General features: G+C 40.9%; 16 protein-coding genes and 1 riboswitch. Of the genes, 6 read left to right on the top strand and 10 right to left on the bottom strand.

Going from position 1 to position 17,809, the window contains the following annotated elements; translation table 11 throughout:
- Window positions 1–68 precede the first annotated feature (68 nt).
- A riboswitch (TPP riboswitch) is annotated at window positions 69–181 on the bottom strand.
- 182 nt (window positions 182–363) lie between these two features.
- From ACHB7C_RS16510 to ACHB7C_RS16545, 8 genes are all read right to left on the bottom strand, one after another.
- Complete coding sequence (locus ACHB7C_RS16510) at window positions 364–1,590, bottom strand: hypothetical protein (protein ID WP_395347914.1); 1,227 nt, start codon at window positions 1,588–1,590, stop codon at window positions 364–366.
- Window positions 1,591–1,643: 53 nt separating this feature from the next.
- Entirely contained in the window at window positions 1,644–3,683 is a 2,040-nt protein-coding gene (locus tag ACHB7C_RS16515) for a hypothetical protein (protein ID WP_272693785.1), read from the bottom strand.
- A gap of 210 nt (window positions 3,684–3,893) precedes the next feature.
- Window positions 3,894–4,556: an HAD family hydrolase gene (locus tag ACHB7C_RS16520; protein WP_395347917.1), complete on the bottom strand. Its 663-nt coding sequence runs from the start codon at window positions 4,554–4,556 to the stop codon at window positions 3,894–3,896.
- 18 nt (window positions 4,557–4,574) lie between these two features.
- Complete coding sequence (locus ACHB7C_RS16525; RefSeq protein WP_042849026.1) at window positions 4,575–5,591, bottom strand: ABC transporter ATP-binding protein; 1,017 nt, start codon at window positions 5,589–5,591, stop codon at window positions 4,575–4,577.
- On the bottom strand, window positions 5,591–6,364 hold the full coding sequence (locus ACHB7C_RS16530) for an ABC transporter permease (protein ID WP_094301225.1): 774 nt from the start codon (window positions 6,362–6,364) through the stop codon (window positions 5,591–5,593). Before ACHB7C_RS16530 ends, ACHB7C_RS16525 begins: the two co-directional genes overlap by 1 nt.
- Before the next feature lie 43 nt (window positions 6,365–6,407).
- Window positions 6,408–7,310, bottom strand: coding sequence for an ABC transporter permease subunit (locus tag ACHB7C_RS16535; RefSeq protein ID WP_042849023.1), 903 nt, complete (start codon window positions 7,308–7,310; stop codon window positions 6,408–6,410).
- On the bottom strand, window positions 7,303–8,124 hold the full coding sequence (locus tag ACHB7C_RS16540; protein ID WP_042849022.1) for an alkaline phosphatase family protein: 822 nt from the start codon (window positions 8,122–8,124) through the stop codon (window positions 7,303–7,305). Before ACHB7C_RS16540 ends, ACHB7C_RS16535 begins: the two co-directional genes overlap by 8 nt.
- Before the next feature lie 32 nt (window positions 8,125–8,156).
- Window positions 8,157–9,209, bottom strand: a complete 1,053-nt coding sequence (locus ACHB7C_RS16545; protein ID WP_042849021.1) for an ABC transporter substrate-binding protein — start codon at window positions 9,207–9,209, stop codon at window positions 8,157–8,159.
- A gap of 243 nt (window positions 9,210–9,452) precedes the next feature.
- Here ACHB7C_RS16545 and nudC point away from each other — a divergent pair, with 243 nt between their 5' ends.
- The 6 genes from nudC to ACHB7C_RS16575 all read left to right on the top strand — a co-directional run bounded on the left by nudC (window position 9,453) and on the right by ACHB7C_RS16575 (window position 14,032).
- Window positions 9,453–10,244, top strand: a complete 792-nt coding sequence (gene nudC, locus ACHB7C_RS16550) for an NAD(+) diphosphatase (protein WP_042849020.1) — start codon at window positions 9,453–9,455, stop codon at window positions 10,242–10,244.
- Window positions 10,245–10,336: 92 nt separating this feature from the next.
- Window positions 10,337–11,401, top strand: coding sequence for a uroporphyrinogen decarboxylase (gene hemE, locus ACHB7C_RS16555; RefSeq protein ID WP_042849018.1), 1,065 nt, complete (start codon window positions 10,337–10,339; stop codon window positions 11,399–11,401).
- A gap of 109 nt (window positions 11,402–11,510) precedes the next feature.
- Window positions 11,511–12,182 (top strand): deoxyribonuclease V, encoded by a 672-nt coding sequence (nfi, locus tag ACHB7C_RS16560; RefSeq protein WP_048605386.1) that lies wholly within the window; start codon window positions 11,511–11,513, stop codon window positions 12,180–12,182.
- Between the two features lie 74 nt (window positions 12,183–12,256).
- Complete coding sequence (locus tag ACHB7C_RS16565) at window positions 12,257–12,844, top strand: YjaG family protein (RefSeq protein WP_042849016.1); 588 nt, start codon at window positions 12,257–12,259, stop codon at window positions 12,842–12,844.
- Between the two features lie 199 nt (window positions 12,845–13,043).
- Entirely contained in the window at window positions 13,044–13,316 is a 273-nt protein-coding gene (locus ACHB7C_RS16570) for an HU family DNA-binding protein (RefSeq protein ID WP_004264522.1), read from the top strand.
- Between the two features lie 74 nt (window positions 13,317–13,390).
- Window positions 13,391–14,032: a DUF1481 domain-containing protein gene (locus ACHB7C_RS16575; RefSeq protein WP_306804129.1), complete on the top strand. Its 642-nt coding sequence runs from the start codon at window positions 13,391–13,393 to the stop codon at window positions 14,030–14,032.
- Between the two features lie 270 nt (window positions 14,033–14,302).
- On the opposite strand, the gene purD is transcribed toward ACHB7C_RS16575, so the two are convergent.
- Together purD and purH are read right to left on the bottom strand one after the other, a co-directional pair.
- Window positions 14,303–15,586 carry a phosphoribosylamine--glycine ligase gene (gene purD / locus ACHB7C_RS16580; RefSeq protein WP_042849014.1) on the bottom strand — a complete coding sequence of 428 codons (1,284 nt, stop codon included), beginning with the start codon at window positions 15,584–15,586 and terminating at the stop codon, window positions 14,303–14,305.
- Window positions 15,587–15,603: 17 nt separating this feature from the next.
- Window positions 15,604–17,193 (bottom strand): bifunctional phosphoribosylaminoimidazolecarboxamide formyltransferase/IMP cyclohydrolase, encoded by a 1,590-nt coding sequence (gene purH / locus ACHB7C_RS16585; RefSeq protein WP_042849013.1) that lies wholly within the window; start codon window positions 17,191–17,193, stop codon window positions 15,604–15,606.
- Window positions 17,194–17,809: the final 616 nt, after the last annotated feature.

Below are 17,809 nucleotides of genomic sequence, written 5' to 3' on the forward strand. Positions count from 1 at the left end.
GAGTTCGGAGGAGTAATAAAAAGATATTGCGGCTAATTTATCACCTTACAAGGCAGTGATAATTGCGCTAAATGATTACTCTTGTTCCCTTCGCGGGTATTAACCCGATCAGGTTCCGCGGATCCCGAATTAACGGTCTCAGCCTGATGTTTTCACATACTAGGCACTCCGACAAGAATTAATCAGTATAAGCCTTCCTCGTCATTCTTCAAGCGATAAGTGCGTTGGCTGCACTCGGCTATCCAAGTCACATGCTGATGTATGCTCCTTGGAATACCCTCGCTTGCCGCCTGCTTCTTACTTGAATAATTTAGAGGAAGTGGATAGTGATTGGTTTAGAGGAACCAAGTCTAAAGTAAGTGGTCAGTTATAATTAATATGTTGTTCAAGGGCAGCCAATATTTGTTGCTTATCTATTTCTAGCTCACCATAAGGTGCGTAGTATTGTTCTGCGCCTTGATGAGTAAATAATGTTGCTTTTGGCGTATCCGTAATAAATACCCCACAGGATTCAAGCCAGCCCGGTGATTGCTTAAGTTGCTCTGGCGTGAGTCGAGATTCATCGTTTTTGAATATTAAATACATAGTGACTTGCCTATCCCCCAAATGTTGGAACACTGATGTCGTACTAATATGTTTTTCGCCTGATAATTTTTGGCAAAAGTCTTGGATTAATAAGGTCTGTTCCTGCCAGTCAACTTTTGCGCTATCCATTTCAATGCATAGCGTTGGTAAAAACCAATCCACCCATTTATATTTTTCATTGTCAGAGGGCAATGTTTTTTGCTGTAACAGCGGTAACTTCACATCATGCGGAATAAATTGAAAATGAGGGGTATTTTCGTCACTACTACACTCTAGCGAATTTTGTACTAAGAGATCTTTTATTTGACCAAAATGAGTCAGGTATTCCACCATAGGAATAAAATACTTAGCTTCATTTAAAAAATTATTACCCTGACGTATTTGGGATTCTTGCTTGTATACCTGATCATTATAGGTTTGCAGGTCAAGGATAGGCTGTTTATTAAAGTATAAGGCACAATCATCACGCGTTTTACTCTGTAATAACGTGTTTTTCTGTTGCTGTTCTTGTGCTCTATGGATTGTAAAATCAGGGGTTATAACTTTCTGACCAAGAAAATAAGGTTTGGTTGGCTGTTGTTCAATAAATGGTTGGCCATTTAGCTCAATCTTTTTTAATTGTGACTGTTGATCACGAAAGTAAAAACGAACAATGGTATCTAGCTGAGTACATTTATCAGTATAGCTTTGGCATGTATTATCTATTCCCCATTGGTCGAACAGGCGCTGTTTTGGCGATTGAAACACTTTTTCAGCAAAGCGTAAGCTTGCTTGGTCGCCGAGTAACGATATCATATAGGGGGACATCTCTGTCGATTTATGGCTCCCTGCTAATGGATGTGTCATTTTTTCTATACTACTCGAACTACTTCCGGGTACAGCATCTAATTGAATATATTCACTAGAAGGTCTCTCAATGGAGAGCCTAGCCGTGTATGGCTGGGTATTATCTGGGGGAAGACTTGTAAACTGGGCAATCATCGTACGGTAATCATGGTTCATCATATTAATGTATTTCCTATATTACATCATTGGGTCGGCTGAGGGCTTGACTTGCATTAGCCATCCGAGAGCATGTCGTTGAGTAAGCGGTGACTGGCAAAATGTTGTAATAAAGGGCGCTGTTGGGCTTCAATTTTATGGAATAGCGCTTGGTTGTTACGTTGAAGCTCAGAATCTGATTTTAAATCTTCAATCATATAATAAGTAAATAATGCTAATACCTGATGAGTCTCAGGGTATGTCGCTCGTTTATCAAACTGGCCGATATATTCTTCCGCTAGTGCCGCTCGGCTTTCATATAAGGCAATTTGTTTTGGCTCGGTATTGGATATCGTCAGGGATTGAACCACATCTTGGTAAAACTGCTGAATATCTTTGGCCAACTGAATAATATGTTGATTCGCGATTAAGTGATCGGCGGGATCGTGAAACGTTATATTAGGTAGGTCACGTAGGAGCGGTTTTGTAAAAGCTTCTTTAGTGCGCTCTCTTAGCTGTGTTCTTGCGGGAAACGCTTTATTTTCAGAACAGTCAGGTTTCAGTTCTGCATTTTGGTCGTAATTCATTAGCAAAGGGACTATCGCGAGAACCGTTTTTTGTTGCTCAGTTAATGGGTGGTCAAGTTTCAGTTTGGGAATTTTATCTAATACTTCGGGTAAATTATCATAGGTTGACACTTGTTTATTAAATAATGATTGATTAGTGACTTGTATGCCTTGTTCACTGAATTTAGCAACAGTAATGTTATCTAAAGGGACGAAATGCTGATGTTGAATGCTTTGTTTGACTTGTGCATTTAAGGTCTCTTTCTCCTCCCTTAACTTGTCAATAAATTCGTTGGGGTCAGTATCAATGAATCCACCTAATACAAAGCGTTGTAGTGATGTCAGGTGTGGTGCACTCGCAAGCTCTTGTATTGAAAGAAAAGGTTGGCAGCGTTCTGTACCATGAAATGTCATCAATTCAGCATCTCGTGATTGGGTTTCATTTTGACCGCTAGCAGAACGGTGGTGGACAATCATTTCAGTGCGAATGCCAGTTTCAATCGGTGTTGTATTATTGGGGTTGCGAATAACAGTATAGTGCGCACCTGGAACATGGCTAAACTCATGCTGTAGGTTGTCCATTGTTGGGAATTTGGTGGCGGCTTCGTTTTTCGTAAAGCGGATTGTACTTTCTGTATCATATGGAAATGCGGCTAAGCATTGTTCGGTATTTGCTTCAAGGCTATTTGCAGTGCGCGTGGTGATCAGCTTAAATTCAGCAGCATAATTACTATTATCAAAGTGATACATCCACTCGCGGTATTTGCCATCGTCTTTACTTGCAGGGTTGAACATAAAACGAAAGTTAGAAACGGCAGGAATATCACCTAACTGATAGGCTGCTTTGAATATTTGAAGTGGGGTTAATTTAGCATTAAGGCAGCGGGGGTCTGTAATGGCGGTTTTGATGTTTTGGGTAGCAAAGTCGAGTTTTTTGTAGTCATCCTTACAGACGGCATGTTCCTTCATTTTTTCGTCATAGAATTCCTTGAATAGGGCATAGCTTTTCTTATCAACTTCACAAGCAGACACGCCATACATCCCCCATTCTTTGGCCATTATATTCAGCTCACCTTTTACCTCATCATCAATGAGCGAGAGTAAAGCGGCTCGGAGTTGTGCGGTATCAGTTGATCTTGTGAGTTGTTGGTATTGGTTTTTTTCAACTTGACTTAATTCAGAGATAGCTTTGAATCTATTGGGCTGTGTAATAACAGTATTATATTGGCTAAGAATTAATTTCGTGAAATTTGGGTTTGTAGTTAAGCTTGAATTACCCGTTAAATTAATACCTTGAATTAATTCTGAAAGGTTAACGTGAACCATCCTGTTTGCTAGAAGAGAACCATTTTTTTTTAAGATATCTAATATTGATGGGGCTGTTTGATGAAACTGGATTTCACGGTTTTTCAATGAAACTAATTGATAAGCCGTATTTGTATGGTTATCAATAAAAAAATTCTTAATACCATCATCAGTATCTGCCTGCGCTAATGTAATAATATAGTCAGTATTGGCATGTAGTAAGTGAGTGTTGTTAATATTTGGCATTTTGTCCTCAATGGGTATTGTGAATAGGAGGACATTGTCTATTAGCGGAAAAGCTATTTCTTTCGAAAAGGCAGAACAAATTTTCTGTAATCAGATTCTGATCTGATACAGGAAATAGTGTGAGTAAAATGAAAGTTGTACAGTCTGCATATCATACTCGTTATATTTTAGAGTCTCTAACACTATTCCCAAGGGGTTATTTTTTATAAGTCATAAGTGCCAAGTATATTGTGGCCAGTTATATTCCGTAGCAGCTTGTTGCAAACGAGAGTCACCGTTGACGATAAAGGTTTCGTCAGCAAATTGGCACATTGGCAGGTCATTAGCTGAGTCAGTATAGAAATAAATGTAGGCATCAGTAATTGGCTGGTGGCGAACCCAAGCTAACAGGCGTTTGACTTTGCCCTCTTTAAAGGTTGGAACGCCGTCAATCTCTCTGGTGTAGCAGCCATCTTTTTGTTTGATATCGATCCCCATTGCGACATCTGCATTTAATTGATCTGCAATTTTTTTCACGATAAAGGCCACCGTTGCGGAGATCACAATAATTGGCAAACCTTTTGCTCGATAATTTGCGATCGTTCTAATCGCTTCAGGGTAGATCCGCGGTAAAATCACGGTTTGTACAAAATCGTCCAACCAGATATCTACTTGCTCAACTTTTACATCGGCGAGAGTTTGTAGGTTAAAGCGTAAGTAAGTTGGCATATCTAATGTGCCTGCATTATATTGTGCCATCATGGCTTTATCTGCTTCTACAAATTGTGGGTCGCGGATAATTTGCTTATCCCACAGATATTGTGTCCACAGTACGCTGCTATCTCCTTGAATTAAGGTACCATCCAAGTCGAAAATGGCTAATTGGTTTTGCATTATATTCCTATCTAATTATTAGCTAAGTGCGCGAATTTCGTTTTTATTAAACATTAATTCAAGGTGAGTACCTGGCTCGAATAAACGCTCTGATGAGCGATTGAGTAAATCGACTGTCATGACCCCGACAGGCGTATTTACATTATAACGAATAATATTCCCCAGTAATTGGTGGTCTACAATAATAGCATCAACAGGGTGCGATATATGTTCACCGTATTGACGACCCGATTCTTTGACATAAATCGACTCAGGTCGAATCGCGAGTAACCCTTGCAAGTTAAGGCCTAGTATTGCATTTGCTTTTTCCGAATCAACAAGGTTGTAATGACCCATAAAGCGCGCAACAAACTCGTTAGCTGGCTGAGTATAAATATTTTCTGCGCTATCACTTTGTACTATTTGCCCTTTATTCATCAGAAAAATTCGGTCTGACATGATCATGGCTTCATCTTGATCGTGGGTAACAAAAATGGTGGTTAAACCTAATTCACGCTGAATATGGCGAATTTGTTGGCGTAAACGCTTACGAATACGTGCATCAAGTGCAGATAATGGCTCATCAAGTAACAAAATTTGTGGCTTCATGACCAAGGCTCTCGCTAAGGCAACGCGTTGGCGCTGACCTCCAGATAATTGATGTGGATATTGCTGTTCTTTGCCTTGTAATTCCACCATTTCAATTACCTCAGCAACGGCTTTGACTCTATCGTTACTATCGACCTTACGCATTTTTAAACCAAACGAAATATTTTCAGCCACAGTCATATTGGGGAATAAAGCATAACTTTGAAATACCATTCCGACACCACGCTGTTGTGCAGCTTGTTGTGTAACATTTTTACGATTAATGTAAAGTTCACCATGGTTGAGCTGTTCAAGCCCTGCAATGCAACGTAACAGTGTCGACTTCCCGCAGCCACTAGGCCCTAATAAAGTAATAAACTCGCCTTTTTCAATCGTAAATTGGATATCAGAAAATACATTGTTTGAACCAAAGGACTTCGTTAAATTATCAGCAATAACATAACTCATCATTCATCTCCTGAACGATTTAACCGCATTGCTAACCATGTCAGCAATAATGTAAACAGAAAATAAGACATCACGAGTGCAGAAGTGAAATGCCCACTCGTTTGGCGCATATTGAAAAGGTAGATTTGCAAGGTTTCATAGCGTGTTCCCACCAAAATATTGGCAAACACAAACTCACCCATTAAAAAAGAAAATGAAATTAATAATGAAACCAACATACCTTTACGAATATTAGGTAGCACTATCATCATGAACGCTTTAAAACTACTGGCACCAAGTAAATGAGCCGCATCCATTAAGTCATGTAAATGAATACCTTGGAAGCTATTGGCGAGTGCCCGATACATAAAAGGTAAAGTGATAGTGAAATAGGTACCAATGAGGACCCACGGTGTGCCGACTATCATAAATGGCTCATCCGCAAAAATTTGCAGTAAACCGACAGAGGACACCACGGGAGGAATAGCAAAAGGTAAAATGACCAATAAATCCATTAAACCTTTGAGTTTTGGAAAACGATAAAATACCGCGAAAGTCATCGGTAAAATGACTAGCGTACTTACTAGCAATGTGCCAAAACAAATAATGAGTGAGCGACCAAACGCCATTAAAAAGCGCGGGTCTTGCCACAATTGCAGATACCATTTTATGGATAGAGCATCGGGTAGCACCGTTGCGCCCCATGAACTGGCAATTGAGTAAAGAAAAGTCGCTAATATAGGTAGGGCTAGTAGACTAGCAACACTAATTAATATCAGTTTATGAACCCACATTTTGGAATGGGGATTATGTATGTTAGCAGAGCCAATAGCAGAGTTACTTTGCATGGTAGCTCCGTTTTATTAACCAGTGATGGATTGCAGTAATGAACCCTAAAATAGTAATAAGCAACATAGATAATGCAGCGGCCATATTGGGTTCTAAGAACAAATCGCCAGAGACTAAACTGGCGATACGAATAGTCACAAGGTTGTAATTACCACTTGTCAGTGCATAAGTACTGGCATATGCCCCCATCGCGTTCGCAATCAAAATAATAAATGTGCCAAGTAAAGCGGGAGAAAGCACCGGAATCGCAACTTTTAGCCAGTATGTTAGCTTACTGGCGCCCATCGTTTTTGCGGCATCTTCCCATTCAGGTTTTAAAGCATCAAATGCAGGATAAAGTAATAAAATACCTAATGGGATTTGGAAATAGATATACAGCAGCATCAAGCCACTCGCACTGTAAATATTGAAGTCTTCAATAATCCCCCATGCTTTAAGTTGTAGAGTGATAGCGCCATTAAATCCCAGAATAATAATAAAGGCGAAGGCAAGTGGGACACCACTAAAGTTACTTGCCATAGTGGTGAAAGAAATCATAATCCGGCGTACTTTTCCCTGCATTTTATAGATGGAAAAGGCGGTTATACTGGCGATAAATAAGCCTATCACGCTACAAATGACAGAAAGCCATAAGGTATTTTCGAAAGCTTGCAGATAAAAGTCATTACTAAAGGCTTCGAGATAGTTACCTAGTGACCAAGTTTCTTCATAAATAAAACTATTCACTAGTACCCAAACCATAGGGGCTATCTGGAATAAGCAAAATAGTATGATAAATGGCAGTAGTAATAGTGAGGCATGCCAATGAAAACGAGATAATCGTTTTTTTAACATGGCTATTTTTCCCTGTTGTTGGTTAGCCTGCTCACAGGGGGCGATAATATCAGCCATGATTTTCTCCTTGTAATAGGGATTCACAAACTGATTTATCGATAGGGTCCACGCCAAGTAAACGGCAAACAGTGCCACAGATGGCAGTTTGTTCTATATCACAAGGTTGGTGTGAAAATTTTGAACCAATAACAAACAGTGGTACTGAGCATTCTTCTGGTAACGTGCCACCATGGCTGCGGTCGTTATTCATACCATGATCGCTAGTAATGAGGATTTGATAACCGTGCTTGATCCACTCGGGAATATAATTTGACAGGATGATATCCGCATGACGTGCTGCATTGCGATATTGAGAAGAATCAAAACCAAATTTATGCCCAGTATCATCAATATTCATTGGGTGAATTAATAAAAAATCAGGGGAAAATTGGTTGCGAAGATACTCGGCATCCATAAATAAATGGTCATCAGGGTAATGGTCTGCTTGGTAAAAACAGCCATATTGAATAGGTAGCAATTCATTTTGAGTAAAGCGGTCACGAACAGCAACGAATGGTGCTCGGTTATATAGTTCACTAACCCAGTAATAAGCTGCTGCTGCCGTAGTTTTACCAGCAAGACGAGCGAGGGAGAAAATACTATCGAAATTTGATAACCGTACGATATCATTATTCACAATACCGCTTTTAACGGGGGGAACTCCCGTTAAAATACATTCGTACAGTGGGCGGGACATTGAAGGGAGTTCGCATTCCAACTTGTATAGTGTTGCGCTGTCGGCTTTGATAAGACCATTGAGATAGCCCATGCAATGATGGGCTACTGAATAATTTAAACCGTCTAGGACAACAAGTATGACTTTATCAGACATCAGACTTTTATTCCTAAAATCAAATGATTAGATTACTGCTGGTGGATTAGCACTTGCTGTTGCCACATTTTCGGTAAATTGCGAGAGGATTTTTCCCAACCATCAGCATCTTTGATTGGCTGAACATTTTTGTATTGTTCTTCTGGTAGTAACTTAGCTTGAATATCTGCTGGTAAAGTTAGATATTGTGCGCGAATTGGGCGAGCGTAGCCTTCGGCAAGGTTAATTTGCCCTTTATCACTGAAAATAAACTCACGGGCTAGTTTTGCTGCATTTGGGTTTTTCGCGTATTTATTAATAATAGTGGTGTAGCCGGAAATCACAGAACCATCAGATGGGATCACGACAGTAAAGCGATCGCGGTTGATCTGATCACGATAATTCAAGGCATTAAAGTCCCACAAGATCCCAACTTCGACTTCACCTTTTTCAATATTAGCTACGGTTGGGTCATTAACGGATAGACGTTTTTGTTTTGCCAGTTCGGCAAAAAATTCAATGGCAGGTTTTAGGTTATTTTCGTTACCACCACGAGCAAATGCAGCAGCTAGAACGGCATTATTTGCTTGTGCAGCAATCCCGACATCACCAACGGTGACTTTATATTTACCTTTTAGCAAATCATCCCAGCTCTTTGGTGCATCTTTGACTAACTCATTGTTAATCATAAAAGCGATGGAGCCGGTATAGGCCAACGCCCAATGACCATCTTTATCTTTTGCCCAATCGGGGATCTGTGACCAAGTAGTTGGTTTATAGGGTTGGGTGACCCCTTTTAACACCGCAACTGGCCCAAAAGTTGCGCCCACATCACCGATATCGGCAGTGGCATTATTTTTCTCAGCAGCAAATTTCGCTATTTCTTGCGCCGAGCTCATATCGGTATCTTGGTGTTTTAAACCATATTGAGAAGCTAAATCCTGCCAAGTGCCTTTCCAATTTGCCCAAGTATCAGGCATGCCTACACTATAAACTTGGCCTTCTTTTTTCGCGGCATTGATTAATTCTGTTAGGTTAGCATCTGAGGCAAATGCCACGCTGGAGGTTGTTAGTGATAGGAAAATTGCCGGTACAATTGCTTTCATCTTTGTTCTCACTCTTGAGGAGCCGTATTGGTTACCTAGCATCCTAATTTTAACAGGTGACAGACAGTTGACCTTTTTGTGACACTTTTTAGACATTTTATGGAATGGTTCGTCTAAAAAGTGTCAAAATTAGTGATGAAAAAAGATGAAACAAACGTTTGAATGACATTCTTTAAAAGAAGTGTATTGTGTGAATAATTGTCTCGTTTTTATCAATATACAAATTAACGAAAGATACTAAAAATGGATAAATTAACATTAGTAGGAACAGAAAGTGGCTGGTGGTTCGTCTGTTTCGCTGGTCGCTTATGGCTACCTCGTGGGGATATTCCTAGAGGAACGGCTAAGGACTATTCATTAATTGGAAAAATAGCGACACCAATTGGTGAGTGGCAAGGTGAAATTGTTTGGTTAATTGCGGAAAAAATGCCATCGGATATGGCCTCTCCACGCTTAGTCGCTTCCCAAGATGAGGGGTTATTTCGTTTAGCCGGACGCGGGGTACAACTCGCTGAATTTTATCGCTCACATCGTTATTGTGGATATTGTGGTACCGCGATGCGCCATAGTAGCACCGAATGGGCGTGCTTATGCGACCATTGCCATGAGCGATATTACCCACAAATTGCGCCTTGCATTATTGTCGGGATCCGCCGTGATGATCATATTCTCTTAGCCCAGCACCGACGACACTCACAAAACCCATTATTTACTGTACTTGCTGGTTTTGTTGAGGTGGGAGAAACATTAGAAGAAGCTGTAGCCCGCGAAGTCATGGAAGAAAGTAATATAAAGATAAAAAACATTCGTTATGTATCTTCGCAGCCATGGCCTTTTCCTCATTCATTAATGATGGGGTTTTTAGCAGATTATGAAAGTGGTGAAATCCAAGTTGATCCAAAAGAATTAGTGAGTGCAAATTGGTATCATTACAATGAATTACCGCTTATCCCTCCGGGGGATACAATTGCAAGGCGCTTGATTGAAGACACGGTAGCGCTATGCCGCCAACAGGAATATGAAATAAGTAAATAGTACTGCGCTGATAATGTTACTTTTTACATGTTACAATAGGTATATTCGCTTTTAGCCATTTGCGGCGGCCACTTATAATAATGGAGTAAATAATGACTGAGTTAAAAAATGACCGCTATCTACGTGCTTTGCTACGTCAGCCTGTAGATGTAACCCCTGTATGGATGATGCGTCAAGCGGGGCGTTACCTGCCTGAATATAAAGCAACACGTGCTGAAGCTGGTGATTTTATTGCTTTGTGTAAGAACACAGAGTTGGCTTGTGAAGTTACGTTACAACCATTACGTCGTTTTCCATTAGACGCGGCTATTTTATTTTCTGATATTTTAACAATCCCCGATGCTATGGGGCTTGGCCTTTATTTTGAAACTGGCGAAGGCCCTCGTTTTCACAAGCCCATTACTTGTGCGGCAGATGTGAAAAATATTCCTATTCCTGACCCTGAGATGGAACTAGGTTATGTGATGGACGCAGTACGTGCCATCCGTAAAGCCCTCGAAGGTAATGTACCTCTAATTGGTTTTTCAGGAAGCCCTTGGACATTGGCGACCTATATGGTGGAAGGTGGTAGCAGCAAAGCCTTTACCAAAATCAAAAAAATGATGTATGAAGATCCAAATACGTTACATTTATTATTGGATAAACTGGCGGACAGCGTCATTTTATACCTTAATGCGCAAATTCGAGCTGGTGCGCAATCTATCATGATTTTTGATACTTGGGGTGGGGTGCTCACTAAGCGTGATTATTTGCAGTTCTCCCTAAACTATATGCAAAAAATTATTGATGGGTTGATCAGGGAAAACGATGGTCGCCGTGTGCCTGTTACCTTATTTACCAAAGGTGGCGGTCAATGGTTAGAAGAAATGGCGGCAACAGGCTGCGATGCTTTAGGGCTAGATTGGACAACTGAAATTGCCGATGCTCGTCGCCGTGTCGGTGATAAGGTCGCTCTGCAAGGAAATATGGACCCATCAATGCTCTATGCTCCCCCTGCTCGTATAGAAGAAGAGGTGAAAAATATACTTGCAGGCTTTGGCCAAGGTGAGGGTCATGTATTCAACTTAGGTCATGGCATCCATCAAGATGTTCCACCTGAGCACGCTGGTGCTTTTGTGGACGCAGTTCACCGTTTTTCTCGCCAATACCATCAGTAATTATCATTTATTGATGTTCTTGATTTGTGGTGTATTTATTGAACCTTGTAAGTACACCATTATCATCTATGATTAAGAATAATTAAGTTCGATAAGCATTGGACGCATTATGGTTCTAGATACTCAATCATTACGACAACAACAAACTGACCAAGCTTCACAAATTATTTTGCATGATGAAATGTTGCATCCAAAATGGGTTGGTGGGGCAGATGTAGGTTTTGAGCAACAAGGCACAGTCACGAGAGCCGTCATTGTTGTTTTATCGTGGCCACAATTAGAATTGGTTGAGTACCAAATAGCGCGAGTCCCTACCCAATTGCCTTATATCCCGGGGTTACTTTCATTTCGGGAAGTACCTGGCTTAATGGCGGCTTGGGGAAAAATACAGCACAAACCTGAATTAGTCTTAGTTGACGGCCAAGGGATTGCGCATCCTCGGCGTTTTGGTGTTGCTTGTCACTTTGGCTTACAAGCAAATGTGGCAACAATTGGTGTCGCCAAAAGCCGTTTATGTGGTGATGATGTTGTATTAGGTGAAGAGCCTGAAAGTTGTTGCCCATTAATGATGGGTGAAAATCAATTAGGTTGGGTATTACGTAGCAAGAAACGCTGCAAACCCTTGTATGTTTCGCCAGGTCATAAGATAGGTTTTTCATCATCATTAACATGGGTTAAGCAGTGTCTAAGAGGATATAAATTGCCAGAACCAACCCGTTTTGCTGATGGAATTGCATCAAATCGAACGTTTTTTAAGCGAATGAATGAGAAAATCAGCTAATTATCAGCAAAATATGTGGCATTGACAGATTTTCAGGTAAACTGCGAAGTATTAAGATTGATGAGTCAGAAATTATGTTAAGAAATCCCATTCATTTGAGGTTGGAAAAATTAGAAAGCTGGCAGCATGTCACATTTATGGCAAGCTTATGCGAAAGAATGTATCCCAACTTTCAAATGTTTTGTCAGCAAACTGAATTTGCAGATGCCAAAGTGTACCGCTCTATTCTCGATATAGTATGGGAAACATTGGTTATCAAAGATAGCAAAGTTAATTTCGACAATCAGTTAGAAAAATTAGAAGAAATTATCCCTACAGCCGATGATTTCGATATGTATGGTGTATATCCAGCTATTGATGCCTGTATTGCATTAGGGGAAATCATTCACTCAAAATTGAGTGGTGAAACACTCGAACATGCAATATTGGTTAGCGAAGCATCCATTCGTACAGTTGCCATGCTCGAAATGACTCAAGCAGGGCGGGAAATGACAGAAGAAGAACTCAAAGACATACCTGCTATAGAAGAAGAGTGGGATATCCAGTGGGACATTTTCCGTTTACTGGCAGCTTGTGAAGAGCGCGACTTAGAGTTAATTAAAGGATTAAAATCTGACCTCCGTGAAGCGGGGGTGAGCAATATAGGTATTACTTTAAGCTAATATTCATGTTTTCATTATCGAAAACGTGACTTAGCGCAGTAATGCTGAGTACTAAGGCTTCACATTTGCCCCGACTCTGGTCTACATTTAGGGGCAAGAAGAAGTGGCTATCGGGGGCGTGTATCAGGGGCTGTCAATTTGGCATATCCGACGCACTCGATGCTTTGCAAACGATAAACACACTGTGTAAGGATAATTTATGAATAAGACTGAATTAGTTGATGCTATCGCAGAATCAGCGGACCTGACCAAAGTTCAGGCAAAAGCAGCATTAGAATCTACTTTAAATGCTATTTCAGAAACGCTGAAAAAAGGCGAGCAAGTCCAACTGGTCGGTTTCGGTACTTTTAAAGTTAGCCATCGTGCAGCTCGTACTGGTCGCAACCCACAAACTAAAGCAGAAATCCAAATTCCTGCAACAACTGTACCTGCTTTCTCTGCCGGTAAAGCATTGAAAGAAGCAGTAAAATAAGTACATTGTACAGACGAATTGCCAGAAGGGGTAAACAACTACCCCTTTTGCTTATTCAAAAAGGGTTGCTGGTATTGGGAGTCATCTCAATACTAAGCGCCTGCTCTTCTAATGCGCCAAAACTCCCTGAATTTAGCGCAAGTGGTTTTATTGCTGATGATGGCGTCATTCGTATGTGGCGGCTCAACGATGCAAAAAGCCAACCTCTTGTCTTAATGGTCGTTTATAGTCCTTATAAAGGTACGGGGACTTCCGTTAATTTCTTTGAATATCGCTCAGGTGCTCTCTGGCAGATCCGCAGCCAAGTTCTAAACCAACAAAGTGGCGATATCATGGAACAATTACGCTTTAATAAAAATGATGAAGTTATTTTTATGCAGCGTGTCCAGCAAAATAGTAAAACCCCACTTTCAACAGATGAGATTGCGCGTTGGCGTTTTGAGGCTGAACGTATTCTTGAAACTAATACCGCTTTGATTGTTGGCGATGTAAAACTTTATCAAGGGCATTGGCAGCAAGGGAAGGTGACAACTTGTGAAGGGGAGGTTCGGGATGTCACTTTCGAACCCTATGCACAAAATTGGATAGAAAGTCGTGCAAAAATTTGGCACTCACAATTAAATTTAGCGTGGTTAGAGTCTCCAGAGGGGACACAACTTTTGATGGTAGCGGATACTGATTTTTGCCGCTGGCAACCTTCTAGAGATAGTTTATAAATAACCGCTCGTCGTTTTTCGAACCACTGCTGCATTGCTACGTTCGTTCACCCTAGTCACATACTTATGTATGCTCCTAGAGATTCTCTCTCTTGCAGCTTTGCTGTGATTCGAAATACATAGAGCCATTTGCGGTGTGAAGGTAAAAGGCAAAAACAAGTTCAAAAAATAAAAAGATAGAAAGAAATAAAAAGAAAGATAAGCAATAAAAAAGCTGATAAAAGTTTCCTCTTATCAGCTTATGGTCTTTTGTTTCTATTATTTGTTCTATTACTTAATACGGGCGATAGCGCGGTAGCCAATATCGCTACGATAGAAGCTATCATTCCAGTGAATGTTTTTAGCTGTCTCGTATGCTTTTGTTTGGGCTTTTTCAATATCATCACCCAGTGCGGTAACACATAATACACGGCCACCGGCAGTAACCACTTCGCCTTCTTTCATGCGAGTACCAGCATGGAATACCTTGCTATCAGCTGCTTCACTGGTTGGCAATCCAGAAATTATATCGCCATTGCGGTAATCACCTGGGTAACCGCCGGCAGCAATCACAACACCTAAAGCCGGGCGCTCATCCCATAATGAATCTTTGCCTGCCAGTTCACCTTTTGCACCCGCTAAGCATAGAGCGACTAAGTCTGACTGTAAACGCATCATAATAGGTTGAGTTTCAGGGTCACCAAAGCGGCAGTTAAATTCAATCACTTTGGGGTTTCCTGCTTTATCAATCATTAAACCTGCATATAGAAAACCTTGATAGCGGTTTCCTTCTTTATCCATACCTTTAACTGTTGGGTAAATAACTTGTTCCATAACGCGCTGATGTACTTGGTCAGTAACAACAGGAGCTGGGGAATAAGCGCCCATTCCGCCTGTATTTGGGCCAGTATCGCCGTCACCTACACGCTTGTGGTCTTGGCTTGTTGCCATTGGGATGACATTTTCACCATCGACCATTACGATAAAGCTAGCTTCTTCACCATCAAGAAACTCTTCAATTACGATCCGATGCCCTGCATCACCAAACGCATTGCCAGCCAACATATCATGTACTGCATCTTTAGCTTCTTGCAGAGTCATCGCAACAATAACGCCTTTGCCTGCCGCAAGCCCATCCGCTTTAATCACGATTGGCGCACCAACTTTATCTAAGTAAGCCAAAGCGGGTTCTATTTCAGTAAAGTTCTCATATGCTGCGGTTGGAATATGATGACGAGCTAAAAAGTCTTTAGTAAACGCCTTAGAGCCTTCAAGTTGGGCAGCACCTTGAGTTGGACCAAAAATAGTTAGCCCAGCTTGTGTAAATGTATCAACAACACCAATAACTAAAGGAGCCTCAGGACCTACAATGGTTAAATCGATTTGATTATCTTTCGCAAATTGTAGTAATCCATCAATATCAGTAGCAGAAATATTAACGTTCTCAATAGCTGGTTCTAATGCGGTACCTGCATTACCCGGTGCCACATAGACTTTATCGGCTAGAGGAGACTGAGCCGCTTTCCACGCTAAAGCATGTTCACGACCACCGCCACCAATAATTAATATATTCATTATTAAACTCCTAATAACTAGTGACGGAAATGACGCATATTTGTGAAAATCATTGCGATGCCATGTTCATTTGCAGCATCAATGACTTCATTATCGCGAATCGACCCGCCAGGTTGGATCACACAAGTCACTCCAACAGCGGCAGCGGCATCAATACCATCACGGAATGGGAAGAATGCGTCAGATGCCATTGCACAACCTGCAACTTCTAAGCCTTCATCGGCAGCTTTGATCCCAGCAATTTTTGCTGAGTATACTCGGCTCATTTGACCAGCACCGATCCCCACTGTCATGTCATTTTTGGCATAAACGATGGCGTTTGATTTCACAAACTTAGCGACTTTCCAGCAGAATAAGGCATCTTTTAATTCACGCTCAGTTGGTTGGCGCTTTGTGACTATGCGTAACTCTTCGGCTTCAACCATACCTAAATCGCGGTCTTGGACTAATAAACCACCGTTGACACGTTTAAAATCTAAGCCAGCAACAGGTTTACTCCATTCGCCACATTCAAGTACGCGTACATTTTGTTTGGTTTCAAGAATTGGCAGTGCATCCTTAGCAATCGAAGGCGCGATAATCACCTCAACGAATTGGCGCTCAATAATTGCCTGTGCAGTTTCTTTATCTAATGGGCGGTTAAAAGCGATGATACCGCCAAAAGCAGAAGTTGGGTCAGTTTTAAACGCTTTGTCATAAGCGGTGTGAATATTATTGCCAATTGCGACACCACAAGGATTAGCATGCTTAACGATCACACACGCAGGCTCATCAAATGACTTAACGCACTCAAGGGCTGCATCAGTATCAGCAATATTATTATAAGAGAGTGCTTTACCTTGAATTTGTTGTGCAGTCGCGATAGACGCTTCTTTTGGGCTTTCTTCTATATAGAACGCCGCATCTTGATGACTATTTTCCCCATAACGCATATCTTGTTTTTTGATGAAATTTAGATTCAATGTGCGAGGGAAACGGCCAGAAGGTTGTGTGGTATCACCATAATAAGGGGCAACTAATTCACCGAAGTAATTAGCAATCATACTGTCATAAGCGGCTGTATGCTCAAATGCTTTGATAGCAAGGTCAAAGCGTGTTGACCAATTAAGGGAGTTTTCGTGACCATCCATTTCATCAATAATGGTTTGGTAATCATTACTATTTACCACAATTGCAACGTCTTTATGGTTTTTTGCTGCGGAGCGTACCATTGTTGGACCACCGATATCGATGTTCTCAACAGCATCTTCAAGTGTGCAGTTTGGTTTTGCTACTGTTTGAGCAAAAGGATATAAATTCACAACTACCATGTCGATAGGTGCAATATCATGGGATTGCATGATGGCATCATCAGTGCCACGGCGACCTAAGATCCCTCCGTGCACTTTTGGGTGCAATGTTTTTACCCGACCATCCATCATTTCAGGGAACCCTGTGTAATCTGACACTTCAGTTACTTTAAGTCCTGATTCAGCTAGTAACTTTGCAGTACCACCAGTAGATAGAAGCTCAACACCACGTTGAGATAGCGCCTTAGCGAATTCAACAACCCCTGTTTTATCAGACACACTAAGCAGGGCACGACGAATAGGACGAAGCAGTTGCATGAGATAGATCCCTTGGATTTGAATAAATAAGGCAATAACAGTATCTAATTAGCGAAAAGCCAGAGTGCTCTTCTTATATACCTATTTATAAAAGCAGTGCGGAATTTGCAAGCTTCTTCAATAGCAATATATAAGTCACTAACAATTTCAGAACATAAAAATAAAATCAATGCTGAAATTTCGCGCTAATTGTAACGCAAACGTTTGCGTAATGCGCGATAAATTTTAAATTATTTTTAGCCTGTGGATAATTTCGTGGATAACTCAGTATAAGTGGGGGTTTTGCTGTGGAATGCAGCAGTTGAACTAAAAATGCCAAAAAATCTTAAAAAAAAGGTTGCGAGATTTCTGAGACCCCCTATAATGCGCATCCACTGACCGGGAACAAGACAACGCAAAGCGCGATGAACACTGAAACGGCAGCGAGAGATTCTGAAAAGAAAAAGCAAAAAATTGCTTGACTCTCACAGAGGAAAGCGTAATATACGCCACCTCGCGACAACGACCTAAGTTAATAAAAACTGAGTCGAATTTCCAAAAGAAATGTCGCAACGCTCTTTAACAATTTATCAGACAATCTGTGTGGGCACTCACAGGACACTATCAAAAAAATATT

It is taken from the genome of Providencia sp. 2024EL-00732, from assembly GCF_044006275.1.
Classification (GTDB): Bacteria; Pseudomonadota; Gammaproteobacteria; order Enterobacterales; family Enterobacteriaceae; genus Providencia; species Providencia huashanensis.

What these genes read in the sequence shown, in the direction of transcription:
- ACHB7C_RS16510 (WP_395347914.1), bottom strand. Translation starts at nt 1,590, where the DNA reads ATGATGAACCATGATTACCGTACGATGATTGCCCAGTTTACAAGTCTT.
- ACHB7C_RS16515 (WP_272693785.1), bottom strand. Translation starts at nt 3,683, where the DNA reads ATGCCAAATATTAACAACACTCACTTACTACATGCCAATACTGACTAT.
- ACHB7C_RS16520 (WP_395347917.1), bottom strand. Translation starts at nt 4,556, where the DNA reads ATGCAAAACCAATTAGCCATTTTCGACTTGGATGGTACCTTAATTCAA.
- ACHB7C_RS16525 (WP_042849026.1), bottom strand. Translation starts at nt 5,591, where the DNA reads ATGAGTTATGTTATTGCTGATAATTTAACGAAGTCCTTTGGTTCAAAC.
- ACHB7C_RS16530 (WP_094301225.1), bottom strand. Translation starts at nt 6,364, where the DNA reads ATGTGGGTTCATAAACTGATATTAATTAGTGTTGCTAGTCTACTAGCC.
- ACHB7C_RS16535 (WP_042849023.1), bottom strand. Translation starts at nt 7,310, where the DNA reads ATGGCTGATATTATCGCCCCCTGTGAGCAGGCTAACCAACAACAGGGA.
- ACHB7C_RS16540 (WP_042849022.1), bottom strand. Translation starts at nt 8,124, where the DNA reads ATGTCTGATAAAGTCATACTTGTTGTCCTAGACGGTTTAAATTATTCA.
- ACHB7C_RS16545 (WP_042849021.1), bottom strand. Translation starts at nt 9,209, where the DNA reads ATGAAAGCAATTGTACCGGCAATTTTCCTATCACTAACAACCTCCAGC.
- nudC (WP_042849020.1), top strand. Translation starts at nt 9,453, where the DNA reads ATGGATAAATTAACATTAGTAGGAACAGAAAGTGGCTGGTGGTTCGTC.
- hemE (WP_042849018.1), top strand. Translation starts at nt 10,337, where the DNA reads ATGACTGAGTTAAAAAATGACCGCTATCTACGTGCTTTGCTACGTCAG.
- nfi (WP_048605386.1), top strand. Translation starts at nt 11,511, where the DNA reads ATGGTTCTAGATACTCAATCATTACGACAACAACAAACTGACCAAGCT.
- ACHB7C_RS16565 (WP_042849016.1), top strand. Translation starts at nt 12,257, where the DNA reads ATGTTAAGAAATCCCATTCATTTGAGGTTGGAAAAATTAGAAAGCTGG.
- ACHB7C_RS16570 (WP_004264522.1), top strand. Translation starts at nt 13,044, where the DNA reads ATGAATAAGACTGAATTAGTTGATGCTATCGCAGAATCAGCGGACCTG.
- purD (WP_042849014.1), bottom strand. Translation starts at nt 15,586, where the DNA reads ATGAATATATTAATTATTGGTGGCGGTGGTCGTGAACATGCTTTAGCG.
- purH (WP_042849013.1), bottom strand. Translation starts at nt 17,193, where the DNA reads ATGCAACTGCTTCGTCCTATTCGTCGTGCCCTGCTTAGTGTGTCTGAT.